Genomic DNA, 16,013 nt, shown 5'->3' with positions numbered 1-16,013 from the left:
TGCCTCCGAGCATGAAGCGCAGCTCGAAATGACCGGGATTCCTCATCGGGAGCTACTCACTGGCAACGGCTTGTCGGCGGGGATTTCCAGCACTTCGAAAGCGACGAGAGGGAGCAAGGCAATATATGGGCACGTGGCGTTGTATGACACTCAACTTCCGCAAGGTGCTGCTCCACGCAGTTGCGGCGATGGTACTGATTGTCCCGGCACGTGCTTGGGCTCAGTACCCCTGCAACTCGCCCGGCGGATGTTTCTTTGATTGCGGCCCTGTCACAAGTGATTGGCCGCAGTATACGGCCGGAACGATTCATGTCTGCAGTTGCGCGGGGACACCTATCTCCAATCCATGGCCTTACGGCACATACATGGGCGAATCGTGTTATTTCATCGCCAGCGGGTGCTCGACTGTCTCAACATACCCCGGCCCTCCAGGTGTTTGTTATAACTGGCCCTGCGAACCAGGAACGGCCTGCAAAGCGAATGGGTGTCCTGGAACGTGTCGCTATGTTCCGCCTGCTCCAGGCAGGGGTGTCTCTGTGTATTGCGATACCGCTCCCATGGCCGAATGTGGGAGCACATGCTATGATCGGGCGGCGCAGTGCTGTATTAACAACGAGGTACTTCCTAAGAGCCCCATCACCGACCTTTCGAAATGCCGAAACCGCGTGCAGCGCATTCCCCCGGGCTTTAACGGATGTGGTCCTGAAGGAGCGCCTTATGATGCTCCCGATTCTTTCGGCGATGCCAATTTCAAAGACGCGTGCAACGACCACGACAAATGCTATAGCACCTGCACGAGCGATAAGAATTTCTGTGACTTCGGATTTGCGCCTAGGCTGTTTAAGGCATGCGAAGATGCGTACCCGCATTCTCTACAAACCATACTTCGCTACGCCTGCAAATCCTTTGCAGGCGCGTACTCCGTGGGCGTGATAAAACGTGGCGGCCCTGCATTTGAAGAAGCCCAGATGCGTTTCTGCAATTGCTGTGAATAGTCTCAATCCTTGCGAAGCATTTGCCATTGCCGGAGTCGCCAATGTTTGCACTTGGCTCACCTCTCAAGGGCCGTTTATTTTGTGTGTTTGTGTTATCAGCGCTGCTCTCCTTTGGGTGCGCGTCGCCGCGCCAGCCGCAAAAACCCAGTAACTATGACGCGAGCGGAACTTGGGTCGGGACCATTTCGCGCGAGGGAATGCAGAGTGCAGGCATTATGTTCACTATAGAGGACAGGGATGGCGTGTTGTCTGTGAGTGTGAGCCATCAAAATCCTGTTACTCTTGAATATATCGAGACGCACTCAGTAATTGGGGTGAGGACGGATGTCAGAGGGAGATGGGAGAGTCCTTGGGAGAACGTGGATGGTACGTTCAAAGGAGATTCTTTCTCTGGGACGATCGTGCTGAGAGCCGATCCCAATGATCCACCACTATCGGCAAAGGTCGAGTTAAGTCGAAAGAAGCCGTGATAGCTGCATGTTCCGGGGCCTTCCGCGACAACTGGAGGACAGCGGCGACAGCCCGGAGGGTGGCAAGTTAGCCGGGAGTGGACGCCAACTCATTCAGGGCTTGGACACGCCTGCGGCGAGGAGCCCGTTTGATACGTGCCCGCGCTCCCCCGGGCCACGGAGCCCCGGGTGAGTGCCCTCGTCAACGAGCTCGTCTTCGAGCTGGCCCGGGAGCACAACTCGGGCGGCCCCGTCAGCGGCCCTTCTCGGCCCATCTGAACCCTCCCTCCTCCTCAACAGAGCCCCCAGCCCTCTTATGCGTTTCAACATCCTCTGAGACTGCTGGGCCATGGCTTCGGCGCTCAGGCCATGTGCACTTCTCTGGCAGCGCGATAGCGTATGTGGAATTAGCCGCATCAACGACATCAATGCCGCGTGCGTGCACGGGTGAGTGCCTCGCCTACTGGCGACTCGGGAATGTCCATGAACCGTCCTCTGCGGTGGATCCAGTTGTCTTCCGTCTTCGCCGTCATGTTCACATCCGCTATGGCGCCGTCAATTGCATATGCCGGGTGCAGGGATGGCTCTACCACGGACTGCTTCGATGAGGAGGGATGTGCTGGCGAGCGGGAATGCATCAACGGCCGATGGACCCCTTGCCGCATTGATTCGGAAACTTGCCCCGTTGGCGGGAACGACGTTTTCAGAGCTACGAACTCCCCCGGTAACGCCCAGGTCGGGATCTGTGTCGACGGTCTACGCTCGACCGGCGCCCAGGTGGATGACCTCGCATTCGCGCTCACTGGCACTGCTCCCAACACAACGTTCGACGTCGGCGAGCTCAGATCCTCGACGCAGGCGAACGAGGTCATCGCATTCGCGTCCGGGCGCGCGCCGACGCTCGTCTCGACGCCGTGGAGCCCCCGCCCCGACCATATGAGCGCCAGCATGACCAACACCTTCCGCGTGCCGGTCACCATCTGGGTTGTCACCGCCCCCAACACGTTCGGCGTTCAGGCCGTGGAGGCGCTGAGTGCCGCCATCCAGGCGGGAGCCCTCCTCGACCAGGAGCGGGTCGGTCTCGACTGGAATCAGTTGGACCTGCGCGATGCGACGCAAAACGTGAATGCGCCGGACTTTCAGAACGTCACCAACCTCGCCCAACTGGAAACGGCCATCGGACACGTGAACGGGCGTCTCAACATCTACTGGGTTCCGGCAGTGAACGGCGGCACCGGCAATGGTCTCGGCGAGGTTGCGCATGGAGACAGCGTGGCGGTGGGCCAGAACGCCGCGCCTGGCCTGCTGGCACACGAGATAGGCCACTGCCTCGCGCTCGACCATGTCGACGGTGACTCACGTTTCGACGGCACCAATGTGATGATGTCGAACGGCGGGACGCGACAGTTTCTCTCCGAGGGCCAAGCGTTCCGCGCGCATATCCGCAGCATCTCCGCGATTCGGTCGACCGCAGTCTATTCGCTGCGCCCCAACATGCCGCTCCGAGACGATTGCAACATCAGCACCACGACCCGCCGCTGTCCGAAGGCCGACAAGCGGATCTGGGCCGACGGAGCGACCTTCCCTCCTAATTAGGCAGGTTTCCATGCGCACGATGCAACTGCTGCTGATTGTCTTCTTCCACCTCGCTGTCGGTCCGGCGTACGCCGCTGACCGGCCGGTCTTCTCGGCGCTCAGGCCAGACCATCAGCGTCTCCTCACGCGCTGGCTACGCCAGGATTGCAGCACCGGCAGTACCGGCAAAGCTTCCCTCAACAAGCAGATGATTTCGGCGGGCTCGGTGCTTGAGAGGGCGCTATGGGAGGCATTTGAGTTCGGTCCCACCCTTGAGGAGCGCGAAGCGCTCCAGTCGTCGCTCGGAGAGCGCTGGCTAATGCGGCGCCGCTGGCTGGAGGCGAATGGGCGCGAGGCAATCGGTCCGGAGCGGACCGAGCAACTGCTCGCCGAGTCCGAGGAACAGTTCCGGCTCAACGAGGATGCGAAGCAGGTCAATCGCTGGCGTGACGCTGCCATCAGGGGGTTGGGGCTCGTGTGCACGAAGCGGTCGCAAGCGCGCCTGCAGTCAATTGCGAAGGATCCGCGGGCTTCGTCTTCGATCGCCGCTCGCGCTGCGCTTGATGCGAGCAAACAGTGCGCGGTCGAGCCAGAGCGCTAACACCGTTCAGGTAATTTGATTAAACCTTGACACGGCGCCGCTCCGCCAAGCAGGTGCGGAGGAGGCGAGCACGGGGCTTGGCGTACGTGAAAGGAGCACCAGGGGTGCGGGCGATTCTGGAGCACCTGGGCTTTCCCACGGCATGTGCGAGGTTGGCCCCGGCGCGAGGGCCACCCCAGTCCGCGGGGTGTTGAGGCTTAAGACAGCTCAAGACAGCCAAGAGGCCCAGGCCCCTGCCGCGCGCCTGATGGGAGCGCGGCAGGGGCAGGCATATACCCCAAGGGAGTTGCGCGGCCTCTGCACCTGGTGTCCGAGCTGGCCGTGAAGGGCAGCCGCGAGTAGCAGCCGCCCTGCCCTCCGCGTCAGGCCGAGCGGCCCGGCCCCTCACGCAGCGCCTGCTCCACACGGCGGGCCGCCACCTCGCAATAGCGCTCCTCGAGCTCGATGCCCACCGCGCGGCGGCCGAGCTGCACTGCCGCCACCAGCGTAGCGCCCGTTCCCGCGAACGGGTCCAGCACTGTGCCGCCCTCGGGGCAGGCCTTCTCCACGATGTGCGCCAGCAGCGGCACGGGCTTCTCGGTGGGGTGCGTGCGTTGGCGCGGCGGCACCGGAGGGAATCCCGCGAGCACGGCGCCGCGGCGCTTTCCTGCGAGCCGCCGGCGCTTCGGCCCCGCCGCGTGCAGCACCACCTCGTAATCGGGCGCGAAGGAGCCGGTGCAGTCGCCGGAGCCACCCCGGTCCTTCCACCACACCAGGGCGCCCTTGAGCCGCAGGTGCGCGGCCACCGCGTCGTAGAAGTCTGGCCACGAGGCCCAGTGGCAGAAGAGGAACGCGTGCGCGTCCAGCTTCAGCGCTGGCCCGGCGGCGGTGAGCGCCTGGCGCAGCACGCGCACGCCCTGGCGCGCACCGTCCGCACGGATGGGGGCGGAGTGCTCACCCTTCCCCTCGAAGGCCATTCCGTAGGGCGGGTCCGAGAGCAAAAGGTCCACGGACTGAGACGGGAGGTCCAGAAGCTGGTCGCGGCAATCCGCGTGGAACAGGGTGACGGTGTCGGACTCGAAGTAGGGCTTCATGTGCGTGTGCTCGTTTTGCGCGTTGGGTAGGACTGCGACTTCAAGCGCATTGCACGTGCGATGCCGAAAGCACGGCGGCCCGCTCCGGGTACCCGGGGCGGGCCGCCTGACTTCGTCGCGAACGCCTCACCAACCGAACGTCCACCTCATGCCAGCGCCAACCATGCGCTCGCGCGCGTTTGCCTCGGCGAAGCCGAAGAGCCCCAGGTTGCTGCGCAGCCGCGCCCCACCCTCCAGGCGCGCGTAGGCGCCGGTGAGGGAGGACACGCCGGCCTGGGCCTCCACGTACCCGCTGCGCACGGGAACGTCATTCAGCACTCGGGAGAGCCCCGCGGCGACAGCTACCCGCGGGGCGTCTGAGGGCCCGACGCCACCGGGGCCAGCGCCGCCTGGCTGCCGATGGCGCCCATCGAGAGCGCCGCCGCCACCACCTCGTCCGCCGTGGACGTGGACCGGCTCGCCTTCATGCGGTCCAAGGCCGCCTCGATGAGCCCGGAGAGAAACACGCCCACGCTGCCGGCGGTGAGCTTGAGCACCTCCTGCAGCTCCGCGAGGCCCCGCTCGCCCAGGCTGCGCTTCAGCTCCGCGAGGGCCTCGTCCTTGAGCTGCTTCAGCTCGGCCGGGGTGAGCTCGCCGTCAGCGGACGCCGCCTCGAGCTTCGGCTTCAGCGTCACCTCGATGTCCCGGACGACGCCCTCCGCGAGCATGCTGGCGCGCGTGGCCACCTGCGCAAGCTTCGATTCCCCGGCCTGGGCCTGGAGCTTCTTGGTGAGGGCGACGAGGGCGGCCGCCAGAAGGCCCGCGAGCGCGGTGGCCAGCACGGGCGTGGCGGTGACGAGGGCGGACAGGACGATGGACTTCAGCGTGGGCTCCGGCGGCACGCTGCCGTCCTGGGCCAGGGCCACCGGCGCGGCGAGTACCACCGCGAGGACGGCGGCGAGGGTGAGTGTCTTCTTCATGCGAGGACTCCAGGGGACTGCGAGGGAACAGCGGGGCTACGAGGTGAAGGGCAGCCGGCGGAAGCCCATGAGGTCCGGTCGGTACCCGAAGTGTGGGAAGGCCTTCACGTGCGCGGCGGCGTCGGCAAGCGTGAGCGTGGCCCGACCACCTCCGGAGGCACCCACCACGACGCCCCCGCCCACGTGCACCATGACGTGCTCGGCGTCGTCGGGAGCGCCAGCGCGGTGGTACAGCACGAGGTCCCCGGGCAGCAGCTCTCCAGTGGCGAGCACCGGCGCGCACTCCGCCCAGAGCCGGTCCGTGTTGTGGGTAGCCCGCCAGTCCGGCCCGCCCACCTGGTGCAGTGCCCACGTGACAAGGCCGGAGCAGTCGAAGAGGCGCTGCCCGGTGACGTCATCCCGGGCGCCCTTCGCACTCCACCTGTACGGGGAATGCATCTGCTGAAGGACGAGAGCGAGAAAGGCGGCGCGCTGCGAGCTGGGCATGGGGGCTCCGGAAGGAAAAGCGGGAGGGAGAGTCAGGGCTGGGCCGCGAGTGCGCGCTGGTGGACCTCCAGCGCCTCGGGAAGCCACAGCTCGCCCTTCGCACCGCGCTCCCAGACACCCTCGTTGTTGAGGGGCTCGCCGGTGAGCTCGGAGCAGACGCGCATGTACTCGAAGGCCAGCGCGTACCCGTGCGGGTGGATGGCATGACGGAGCAGAATGGCGATGGACTCCGGGTTCTTGTTGTTCCGCGCCAACTCCTTTTCGGCGTGGCCGCGGAACTCATCGACGGGCATGGCCTTCTCGGTGCGGACTTCAGCGGCAGGCTGCATGTGACTCCTCGGGGGCTGCGGGTGGTGCCGGCGCCGAGCGCACGGCGGTGAAGCTCAGGTGCCGTCGCGGCCGGCGTCGCGCGCGGCCACCACGTTGGCGGCGTGCTGCATCTGCCGGGCGCTGCGCTCGCCCATGAGCAGGTGGGCCTCGCTCGCAGCCCGTGCGAGCTGGGGACGCGCCTCCACCTGCCAGTTCTCCAGGGCCTTGAGGCGCAGGTCCACCTCGCGCAGCAGCATCTCGTGCTCGGCCACCCGCCGCATGTCCGCCTTGATGTCCTTCACGTCCGCCGCGACGGTGCCCATTCGCTCTACGAGCAGGGGCACCTGGTCCACCGCGCTCTCGTGCTTCGTCGCTCGGCGGGCCAGGAGGCCGTTCAGCAGCGGAACGATGAGCTGGCTCACCGCCAGGAAGAGGATGGCGACTTCGGGAGTGGGCGTCACGGGACGCACCACGTGCGGAGGGGAGCGCTCATGCCGCCGGAGTTTCCGGTTGAGCGTGGACGGCGTCCGGTGATGGCGCGTGTTCTGCTCAGTACTCCGTGCGGGAACCCCGTCCAGCCTGTAAAGTGAGTGAGTTCATTTCACACTGCCGCACCACTCGCCCTCACATCAGCCTCTGGCCTCATCCCAGCGAAGCTGTTGGTGAGCTGATGCGTCCATGGTGAACCTATGTTGATTGAGCCGGTGCAATCGAACATCTCGGAGCTGATGGATGTATCCCGTACGACTTTGGAGTTGCTCCAGGCATACAGCGGCCGGCCCAAGCGTGAGCGGGATGTTGATCCATTGCTCTTTGGCTTACTGACTACGCGATTCCGTCACCCAGGCACCACCGTAACGAGGCAATACCCGATTGACGTTTGTGGCTCGAAGTGCATGGTCGACTTCCGGATTGGGGGGCCGAACCCGCTCCTGCTTGAGTTTGCGTTCCGGCCGCGCTTTGGAGGCGGCGACCTTTGCAGTAGCACCAATGCGTCCGAACTCCGGAAGTTGTCCCGGTTTCCGCAGACGGAGGCCAAGCTCCGCGCGTTGTTGCTTATCGATGATCGTGCGGGTGGCCCATATGAAAGGAACCAACTGAAAGCCCAGTACGAAGGCATTTCAGCGGGTCCAGGCAACATCGAGCGAAATCCCGTACGCGTTATCTACGTTCATCGAAACGAGAGCTTCCACTTCTGCTGGCGCCCGTGACGATTACCAACTGGAAGAGCGAACCGCCGCATCCTTGCCGACGACGAGGAGCCAGTCCCGGAACACCGCCCAGTCGTCCTCGGGGATGAGGCCGCGTGCGAAGGCATTCGCCTGCCACTCGCGCACGAGACCCTCACCACGCGAGAGCAGCCAAGGCCGGCCCGCCGTGCTGCGCGCCTCCAGCATGAGGCGCTCCAGTTCCGCGCCGGCTTCCGCGAGCGTGGCCGTGGGATGTGCCACCAGCCAGTCGTAGCAGCCCGCCTTGGCGGCGTATCGCTCCTCCTGAGCGGCCAGCTCCAGGGCGGAGTACTTCCCCCAGTCGTCGGTGAGGCCCGCGGCGCCGCCCGCGTCCAGCTCCCGCAGCTGCCGCTCCAGTTCCTCGCGCTGCACCTGGGTGTCCTGGTTGATGCGCGCGAAGTACCGCGACGACGCAGCCGAGGCGTCGAGGTACCCGCGCACGCGGGCCAGCTGCGTCATCAGCTCGCGGCGCCGGGCCTCCATGGCGTTGCGCTGGTACACCTCTTCAGCGGTGAGGGACATGCGGGGACTCCTGCGCGGGCTACTCGCGCTGCTTGGCGTTGTGGGAGAGGAGCCCCTTCACCTGGTAGGTGCGGGCCCCGTGGACGGACAGCTTCACGACGTCGCCCTCGCCTTCCGGCTCCACGCGCCGGACGCGGCCGGGGCGGGCGCCCAGGAGGACGTCCCCGGGCCGCAAGTCGGCGAGCGCCGTCCACTCGCGTCCCTCCGCGTACAGCGGGTGCGGCCGCGAGGCCACCACCGTGCGGCCGTCCTCCAGCACGAGCCGGTACCGCTGCGCGCGCGCCCGGGAGACTCCGGCCACCTCGTACACGTCCGGCTTGAGGGAGGACTCGTGCCACGTGAGGACGCGCATGCCCGGACGCACCAGGTCCGCCGGCACCTCGCCGCCGTCCGCGAGGAGAATCGGCTCCCACGGCGCGGGGCAGTAGCCGCCGCCATCGCTTCCACCACCACCGCCCCCGCCCGACGTCGCCCCGGAGAAGGGCGCCGCGTACTGCGAGCTGAAGGCCGTGTTGCGCGTCGTGGTGGGGAGGTACCACTTGCTGGCGCTCGCCCCGTACACGTTGACGACGGACACCAGCAGGTACCAGTTGCGGACGCCGGAGGCCGCCAGCCCGGAGATGTTGCCCGCGAAGGTGAAGTCGAAGGACGTCGCCCCGACGTTGTTGGCCGAGGCCTCGGTGGCGTCCCGGTACACCCTGTCTGTCAGCGGGACGTAGATGACGGCCTGTCGGAAGCCCGTGTTCTGCGGCTCGCGTACCCACAACTCGACGCGCGCGTGGCGCATGCCGTCGAGGTTGTCGTCCAGCGACTGAGGCTCCAAGAAGAGGCTCCACTTCGCCCAGGACAGCGACGCGGTGGAGATGTTGTCCGCGCACTCCACCCGCACCCTGTCCACGTTGGGCGCCCCACCCCGCACCGCGCCGGTGTTGTTGCCCCGGTAGAAGCAGCGGTTTCCGGGGCCCGGGCCGTCGAGGGTGACGAGGCCCTTGTAGAAAATGGCCTCCAACGGGTACCGCCCCACCTGGAGGTTGCCGGAAGCCACCTTCAGCGCCGTGCCCACGTTGTCCAGCTTCGCGCCGGCAATCGGGAAGCCGTCGCCGTCCTCCGCGTAGTTGGACGTCTTCAGCGTGTTGGCGGAGAGCAAGTCGAACGTCACCATTCTCCGGAGGGAGACGGCGTCGAAGTAGACGGCTTTGCCGAAGTCCGCGGGCTGGGGGTTGAGCTCCCAGAAGAGCTGCACGCCGGTGCACCCGGCCGGACACGTCCCCGTGAGGGTGTAGCGCTGGTACGTGGTGGTGAGGCCACTCAGGGTGACGCTCGTCGCCTGCCCCGCGTACACGCCGCTGGCGTTTTCCCAGAGCAGCAAGAGCCCCCCGCCCGCGCCACCCGAGAGCGGCGCCGAGGACTTCGCCCACACCTCGGCGAAGAACTGGTCCCCCGGGGCGCACTTCAGCTTGTTGGAGGCCGTGCTTCCGTAGCCTCCCGTGAAGCTGATTCCGGGCCAGCGCCCGCCCTGGGAGGCCGAGTCGAGGAGGGGCACCTTCCGGCACCAGCGGCCCTCCTTCGCGTTGGCCGGCTCCTCGACGAGGAAGTCGCCCTCCGGGGACTTGCCCAGCGCCGCCGTCCCCGCCTCGCTGTAGCCGTTGGGTACGAGGTTGTCGGACGGGGGCAGCAGCAGGTGCTGCGTGGCGATGGCGCTGGGCGCCACCTTGTCGCTGCTGACGGCGGCGGGCGCCAGAAGCGACGTCTTCACGGCCCCCGTGGTGACGTTGGACAAGTCCTGCACCGCCATGGTGACGGTGTCCGGGTCCGCCGCCACGGCGCCGCCGAGGACGCGCCAGCTATGTTGGCGGTCATCGCGGAGCGCGGAAATCTGGTCATCGGATGCAGCTCGGCCCCGCCCCCACCGCGGAGCGGGAGAGCGGGGCCGGCTGGCCGCAGTGGGACGCGGAGGGGGTCAGCCCTTCTTGGCCTTGCGCTCGGCGCGGGACTCCTCGGCCACGCGTCGGCGGTAGCTGTCGCCCTCAATGCTGATGATGCTGGCGTGGTGGATGACGCGGTCGATGAGAGCGATGGCGCACGCGGCGTTGGGGAAGATGGTGGTCCATTCCGAAAACGGCAGATTGGTCGTCAAGACAATCGGCTTTTTCTCATACCTGCGCGACACCACTTGGAAGAGCAGGTCCGCGTTCCGGGCGTCGTAGGAGAGGTAGCCAATCTCGTCGATGACGAGCAGACCCGCCTGGGTGCAGTAGTGCTTCAGGCGCCGGTCCAGGGCCCTGGCGGAGTCCTGACTGCCCAGGTCGAGCAGCAGTTGGGAGGCGGTGGTGAAGAGGACGGAGTGGCCAGCCTGCACGGCGTTGTAGGCGATGTTCTGGGCAATCATCGTCTTGCCCAATCCCTGAGGGGCGACAAGGACGACATTGGCGGGGCGGGCCATGAAGTCCAGGGCCAGGGCGCTCTCGACGGCCGGCCTGTCAATGCGCTTGGGCCAGCCCCAGTCGAAGTCGGCCATCGTCCTGAGCGCGCCGAGCTTGCTGCGTGACAGGCGCCGCTCCACGCTGCGACGAGCCCGGTCCTTCGTCTCCTCCTCGGCGATGGCTTCCAGCAGCTCGGTCGGCCCCCACCTGCGCTTGGTGGCCATGGCAATGAGGTCATCGAGTGCGTCGCTGGTGTGGCTCAGGCCGAGGGCGGTGAGACGTTCTTTCAGGGGCATCATGGTGCTTGCTCCGGGTCGCCCTCGAGGAGGGCGTCGTAGGCGTTGAGGGAATGCTGGGGGACGCGCTGCTCACGCACGCGCGGGTCATCTGGCAGCACCAGGGGCAGCGGCGGAGGCGCCCCCTTCTGACGGCGTCGCTGGTCGAGGACGTGGGCGACGGAGGCGGGCCCGAGTGCGCCGCGCTCGAGCGTCTCGGCCAGGGCGGCGTCCAGTTCCGCGGCGCCGTAGCGCTCTGCTAGCGCCAGCAGCTTCACGGTGTGGTTGCCGAGGTTGTCACCGCGGTCGGCGAGCGCCTGGAGCATCTGGTCGGCGCGTGGGCAGCGGGCGCGCAGCAAGTCCCGTCCGCGCAGCTCGTGGGCGTGGGCCTTCTTCCTGGCCAGCGCGGCCAGGTGCTGGGCGTCCTCGACGAGGGCGCCCTTGTCCCAGCTGCGCACGTGCGAGGCGACCTGCTGGGCGCCGTCGAGCAGGCGCACCGTGGTGGCAGAGGCCACCAGCGTGAGAGGACGGCGTACCAGGCCATCCGGAATCGAGTAGTCATTGCCGTCGAAGCGCACGTAGGGCGTCTTGCCGGAGGAGGCGGGGCGCACCACGTCGGTGGGCAATGGGTGGGCGGGCAGCGGCAGCAGGCGGGGACGCTCGTCTTCCAGTGCCTCGGCCACCGTGCGGCCCGAGGCGTCGCCGGGCACCCGACGCTGGTGGGCCACCTCGTCCACCCAGCGCTTGAGCTGCCGATTGAGGTCGTCCAGGCCGTGGAAGCTGCGAGCGGCGAAGAAGGAATCGCGCAGGTAGCGGATGGTGCGCTCCACCTTGCCCTTCTCGTTGCCGCGGTAGGGGGCACAGGGTTTGGGCGCGAAGTGGTAATGCCCGGCGGCCTCCAGCACGCGGGGGTGGAAGCGGATGGCGTCTCCGGCCCGCTCCAGCACGACGGACTTCAAGTTGTCGTAGAGGAGGCTGCGAGGCACGCCCCCGAGCGCCTCGAAGGCCTGGACGTGGCCCTGCAGAAAGCACTCCATCGTCTGCCCCAGGAAGAAGCGTGCGTACATGGCGCGCGAGTGGCCCAGCACCAGCACGAAGCAGGAGAGCGTCCGGGAGGCCCGCCCCACCTGCACCTTGCCGAAGCTGCCCCAGTCCACCTGCGCCTCTTCGCCAGGTAGGGTGCAGCGGCGCAGGAAGGCCTCGGCCTGGGGCCCAGGGCGCACCCGCCGCACGTAGCGCTTCACCTGCTCGTAGCCCCCCGGGTAGCCCCGGGCCTTCACCATGTGGAAAAGGCGCGTGGCCCTCAGGCGCGGGTGGGCCTTGAGGGTGGCGTCGATGAAGTCCGTGTAGGGGCCCAGCACGGTGGGTTTCACCGTGCTCCTATCGGCAGGGGCCACCTGCACGTCCTCGAGGGCCGCCTCCACGGTGTCGTGGTGCAGGCCCAACTCCGTGGCGATGGTGCCCACCGGCCAGTGCTCCGCGTAGTGCAGCCGGCGGATGCGGGCACGTACCTCCGGGGCAATCATCCGCCCACCTCCTCACGGAAGGCCGCGCCGCCAACGCGGGCCCACTCGGGTGCGCGCCAAGGTGGTGTGGCGGAGGAAGGGGCTTTGGCGCCCGCAGAACGTGCAGGCGGGAGAAGGCGGCAGTGCATGCGGAGGGGGCCTCGCTGCGCTCGGCTCCGAGGCCACCTGCGTGGTGGCCTGGACCGGCGCGAGTGGCACCGTCGCCTCGTGAGCCGCCTCCGGGGGAGCCTGATGCGTCACTTTCCTGCGTCGCTCCCGGTATGCAGCCTGGCGCGCAGCGTGGGCGTGCCGCCCGTCCCGCGTGCGCTGGTAGCGCCGCCCGGCCGCACGCACCGACTCCGCGCGCGCCCTCCTGCCGCAGGCCCGCTCGCAGTAGCGCTGGCCCCGGTCGCATCCGGTGCACAGCTGAAACAGCCGTCGGCACTCCGGCCGACCGCACACCGCCAACCGCAGCGACTCCACGCGCAGCCTCCCGCGCGCGCCGACTTCTGGCGCTACGCCCCGGACTGCGCTACCCCTGCCTCACCGGCCCGCCCCTCTCGCACACCAGGGCGCGCCTCCAGGAGGGCCCTCCAGGTGTCGCTGGTGGGCCTTCCGTTTTTCAGGACGCGCGCGACCGCGGACTCCACCGGCGCACTCCCCACCCCTCAACTTTTTGGCTGCACGCGCCGACGGTGCCGGCCACGAAGTCACGGAACTCCGGGCGACCGATGACCAGGAATCAGCGCTTCCTGGAGACCATCAACAGCCAGCTACTCTGGTTGCCGTTGGAGTAGAGGGCCTGGACGGCGCAGCGGGCATTCACCGTGGCCGCCACCCGCAGCGACACCACCGCGCGCCTCTCCGCGGGCCCCACGCGCACCGGCTCCACGAGGTATGCGTCCGTGTCGTTGGGGTTGTTGCCGGTGAAGACGGCCACCTGGAAGCCCACCAGCAGGTGTGCCGGCAGCACCTCGGTGTGCTCCCAGCGGATGTCGAGGTACTTCGGCTTGAGTACCTTCGGCAGCCGGTTGGTGGGAGTGCCGTCCTCGACGACGCCGCCGACGCCTTCTCTCTCTCGAGCTCGCATGAAGTCTTCCCCGTCAGGCCGGCGGCGTGGAGGACACCGTCATGGAAATGGAGGACGGCGTGGTGGGCGAGGCCAGCACGCTGACGGACGCGGCGTTGGCGCTGTAGTTGCCCGAGGTGTCCACGGCCTTCAGCCACACCGTGTAGTTGGCGGCGGACGGCAGCGCCCACTCGTACGCGGTGGCGCGCACCTTGGCGATGAAGGTGGCGGTGTCCCAGCCGAAGCCGCCGTAGCGCAACTCGTACATGTCCCTGTCCAAGTCGGGAATTTCGGCCCAGCGCAGGGTGACGGTGTTGCCGTTGACGGAGTACCCGAAGCCGGAGACGTCCGAGGGCGGCGCGGCCTTGCCCAGCACCGTGTACGAGGCCTCAGAGAAGGCGGTGACGAGGCCGTTGAGGACGGCGGCCACCTGGACGCTGTACGCGCCAGGGGCGATGTCGCGCAGCTCCCAGAAGTGCACCTGGACGCCCTTCTCGGTGGCCCAGTTGCCGCCCTCCTGCCGCCAGCGCACCACGTACTCGGTGGCGCCCGGGTGCTGCGTCCACCGGGCGTTGAGGGACACCTTCAGCCCGCCGTTGGTGGTTTTGTAGAGACTCTCCCCCACCACCAGCCCCGAGGGCGGCGCGGAGGACGGCAGTACCGAGGTGGGCAGCGGCTGCACCTTCACCCCGTACTCCACCTCCGCGTACTTGCCGGAGTGGTGGCGCAGCGCGGTGACTTCATACACGTGCGGCTCCACCTCGCTGACGCTGAGAATGCGCCACGTGGTGGGCGCCAAGTCGGACGCGGCAAGTACCCAGACGGCCTGGGGCGCGGGCGGCGCGGAGAAGGGCTGGGCGGCGCGGAGGGCCCGGTACGGCGCCGGTGCCAGCGCGGCCAGGGGCCTCTCTTCCACCTTCCCGTCCGGCAGCACCACGGAGAGGGTGTACGCCTTGCCCGCCTCCACGGTGACGTCCGAGTCCAGCTCCACGAGGGAAGCGGTGGCCGCCACCACGCGCCCGCCCCAGCGGCGGCCGGCCCGGTGCGAGTCCAGCACCTTCACCACCGCGCCGGGGTTGCGCAGCGCGCCCTCCAGGCCGGTGCGGAATACCACCGTCTCCGTCTCCAGCCTCTCGGTGTACAGCAGCCACCGCCCCACCCGCTGGGCCTGGCTGCGCGAGGTGCAGCCCAGGGCCACCACCTCCGTGGGGTTGTAGCCGTAGGTGGCGAGGCCCTCCTCGTCGGCGACGTACTCCTTCGCGGACTGGAAGTGGTTGGCCGGGTCATTCCACGTCACCAGGGCCACGGTGTGCCGCGCGCGCCGGCCGCTGCTGCTGTACGTGAAGAGGCCGTCCACCACGTTGGCCGAGGTGAAGAGGTACTCGGCGTCGCGGGGAGCATCCTGGGCCACGTACACGGCGCCGCTGGCCCAGTACGTCATGCCCCGGAAGACGGAGGCGAGGTTGTTCACCACTTGGTACGCGTCTGCCTGCGTCTGGAGGTAGAGGTTGCAGCGGAAGCGCGGCTCGAGGCCGCCCTTCCCGTCCGGCACCAACTCGTCGCAGTACCGGGCAATGGTGTAGAGGCCCCACTTGTCCACGTGCGCCGGGTTGAGGAAGCGGCCCAGTCCGTAGCGCTTCGTCGTCAGCAAGTCGTACAAGCACCACGCCGGGTTGTCCGTCCACGCCACCTGGAAGGTGCCGTCCCATGTGCCGGTGTACTGGCGCGTGGTGGGGTTGTAGTTGGAGGGCACCCGCACCTTCAGCCCTCGAATGCGGTAGCTGCGCGTCGGAATGGACTGGAATTGGTGCGCGGACACCTGCAGCGCGCACAGGGCGCTGTTGGGGAAGCTGAGCTTCTCGTCCACCAGCGTGGCGTAGGACTTCCAAAACGTCTTGTTCTGCCGCGTCGCGGAGCTGCTGTCCAAGGTGAGGCGCCGCACGCGGATGTCCCACGGCGGGCTGCCGGTGAGCTCAATGCGGTACGTCCTCTCGTAGGGGCTGGTGCACTTGCCCGAAATGCGGCCCGCGCCTTTCAAGTCCTGTTGGACGTAGCCGCCGCCGTTGCTCTGCACGTCAATGGCCAGCGAGACGGTGTCGGGGATGATGTCGCCCGTGACGGGATTCTGCTGGGAAAGCTGCGGCACCTGCACCGTGACGCGCACCGCGTCCACGTTGGCGTCGGTGACGGTGCGCACCACCGGCGTCTCCTTCTTCACCTCGGTGTTGACGACGTACTCCGCCTCCGCCGAAGGGAAGCCTGGGATGAACTCCTGCCCCTGGGTGCCCTTCACGTCGTAGAGGGTGACGTCGCGGAAGTTGAAGGAGTCGTCCGGGTTCTGCACCGGCACGCCGTCGAGGAAGACGGACTTCAGCCCGTCCACGAGGCCTTCGATTTCGCCCTCGCACAGCAAGTCGAGGACGCGCGCGTGCGCGGAGGACTTCAGCGTGTCCGGCCTTTCGACGGGCGTCCGCTGGGCTTCGCTGCCGCCCTTGCCGCCGCTGTTACCGCCGTAGCCGATGAGGGGGGCCTTCTCGGACACG

16 protein-coding genes are annotated in these 16,013 nt (G+C 67.6%); 4 read left to right on the top strand and 12 right to left on the bottom strand.

Translation table 11 applies throughout. The annotated features are described in order from the left end of the window. The first annotated feature begins 125 nt into the window (after positions 1-125). The 4 genes from ACVTJA_RS25750 to ACVTJA_RS25735 all read left to right on the top strand — a co-directional run bounded on the left by ACVTJA_RS25750 (position 126) and on the right by ACVTJA_RS25735 (position 3,620). Positions 126-995: a hypothetical protein gene (locus tag ACVTJA_RS25750; protein WP_465839981.1), complete on the top strand. Its 870-nt coding sequence runs from the start codon at positions 126-128 to the stop codon at positions 993-995. 605 nt (positions 996-1,600) lie between these two features. After that, positions 1,601-1,723, top strand: a complete 123-nt coding sequence (locus ACVTJA_RS25745) for a hypothetical protein (RefSeq protein WP_465839979.1) — start codon at positions 1,601-1,603, stop codon at positions 1,721-1,723. A 498-nt stretch (positions 1,724-2,221) separates the two neighbouring features. After that, complete coding sequence (locus tag ACVTJA_RS25740) at positions 2,222-3,040, top strand: zinc metalloprotease (RefSeq protein ID WP_465839978.1); 819 nt, start codon at positions 2,222-2,224, stop codon at positions 3,038-3,040. Between the two features lie 10 nt (positions 3,041-3,050). Continuing rightward, positions 3,051-3,620, top strand: a complete 570-nt coding sequence (locus ACVTJA_RS25735; protein ID WP_465839977.1) for a hypothetical protein — start codon at positions 3,051-3,053, stop codon at positions 3,618-3,620. Positions 3,621-3,982: 362 nt separating this feature from the next. Here the strand turns inward: ACVTJA_RS25735 and ACVTJA_RS25730 are convergent, their stop codons facing one another. The 12 genes from ACVTJA_RS25730 to ACVTJA_RS25675 form a co-directional block, all read right to left on the bottom strand. Next, a complete protein-coding gene (locus tag ACVTJA_RS25730) occupies positions 3,983-4,693 on the bottom strand; it encodes a DNA-methyltransferase (protein WP_465839976.1) in 711 nt (236 codons plus the stop codon). A 126-nt stretch (positions 4,694-4,819) separates the two neighbouring features. Next, complete coding sequence (locus ACVTJA_RS25725) at positions 4,820-5,011, bottom strand: hypothetical protein (protein ID WP_465839975.1); 192 nt, start codon at positions 5,009-5,011, stop codon at positions 4,820-4,822. A 23-nt stretch (positions 5,012-5,034) separates the two neighbouring features. Beyond that, positions 5,035-5,652 (bottom strand): hypothetical protein, encoded by a 618-nt coding sequence (locus ACVTJA_RS25720; protein ID WP_465839974.1) that lies wholly within the window; start codon positions 5,650-5,652, stop codon positions 5,035-5,037. Between the two features lie 36 nt (positions 5,653-5,688). Beyond that, a complete protein-coding gene (locus tag ACVTJA_RS25715; protein ID WP_465839973.1) occupies positions 5,689-6,138 on the bottom strand; it encodes an NlpC/P60 family protein in 450 nt (149 codons plus the stop codon). A 32-nt stretch (positions 6,139-6,170) separates the two neighbouring features. Further along, positions 6,171-6,467: a hypothetical protein gene (locus ACVTJA_RS25710; RefSeq protein ID WP_465839972.1), complete on the bottom strand. Its 297-nt coding sequence runs from the start codon at positions 6,465-6,467 to the stop codon at positions 6,171-6,173. A 54-nt stretch (positions 6,468-6,521) separates the two neighbouring features. Beyond that, the gene (locus ACVTJA_RS25705; protein WP_465839970.1) at positions 6,522-6,908 is read right to left on the bottom strand and encodes a hypothetical protein; all 387 of its coding nucleotides are present in this window, start codon (positions 6,906-6,908) and stop codon (positions 6,522-6,524) included. Between the two features lie 753 nt (positions 6,909-7,661). Next, entirely contained in the window at positions 7,662-8,198 is a 537-nt protein-coding gene (locus ACVTJA_RS25700) for a hypothetical protein (RefSeq protein ID WP_465839969.1), read from the bottom strand. Between the two features lie 19 nt (positions 8,199-8,217). Next, positions 8,218-10,020 carry a Hint domain-containing protein gene (locus ACVTJA_RS25695; RefSeq protein WP_465839968.1) on the bottom strand — a complete coding sequence of 601 codons (1,803 nt, stop codon included), beginning with the start codon at positions 10,018-10,020 and terminating at the stop codon, positions 8,218-8,220. A 138-nt stretch (positions 10,021-10,158) separates the two neighbouring features. Beyond that, the gene (gene istB / locus ACVTJA_RS25690; RefSeq protein WP_465824711.1) at positions 10,159-10,920 is read right to left on the bottom strand and encodes an IS21-like element helper ATPase IstB; all 762 of its coding nucleotides are present in this window, start codon (positions 10,918-10,920) and stop codon (positions 10,159-10,161) included. Next, a complete protein-coding gene (gene istA, locus ACVTJA_RS25685) occupies positions 10,917-12,422 on the bottom strand; it encodes an IS21 family transposase (protein ID WP_465824713.1) in 1,506 nt (501 codons plus the stop codon). Before istA ends, istB begins: the two co-directional genes overlap by 4 nt. A gap of 721 nt (positions 12,423-13,143) precedes the next feature. Further along, positions 13,144-13,491 carry a hypothetical protein gene (locus ACVTJA_RS25680; protein WP_465839967.1) on the bottom strand — a complete coding sequence of 116 codons (348 nt, stop codon included), beginning with the start codon at positions 13,489-13,491 and terminating at the stop codon, positions 13,144-13,146. A 13-nt stretch (positions 13,492-13,504) separates the two neighbouring features. After that, complete coding sequence (locus tag ACVTJA_RS25675; protein WP_465839965.1) at positions 13,505-16,012, bottom strand: TipJ family phage tail tip protein; 2,508 nt, start codon at positions 16,010-16,012, stop codon at positions 13,505-13,507. Position 16,013: the final 1 nt, after the last annotated feature.

This window comes from Pyxidicoccus sp. M6 (assembly GCF_055568925.1).
The sequence above is the reverse complement of the archived record's forward strand: the minus strand, read 5'-3'. Positions and strand labels throughout refer to the sequence as shown.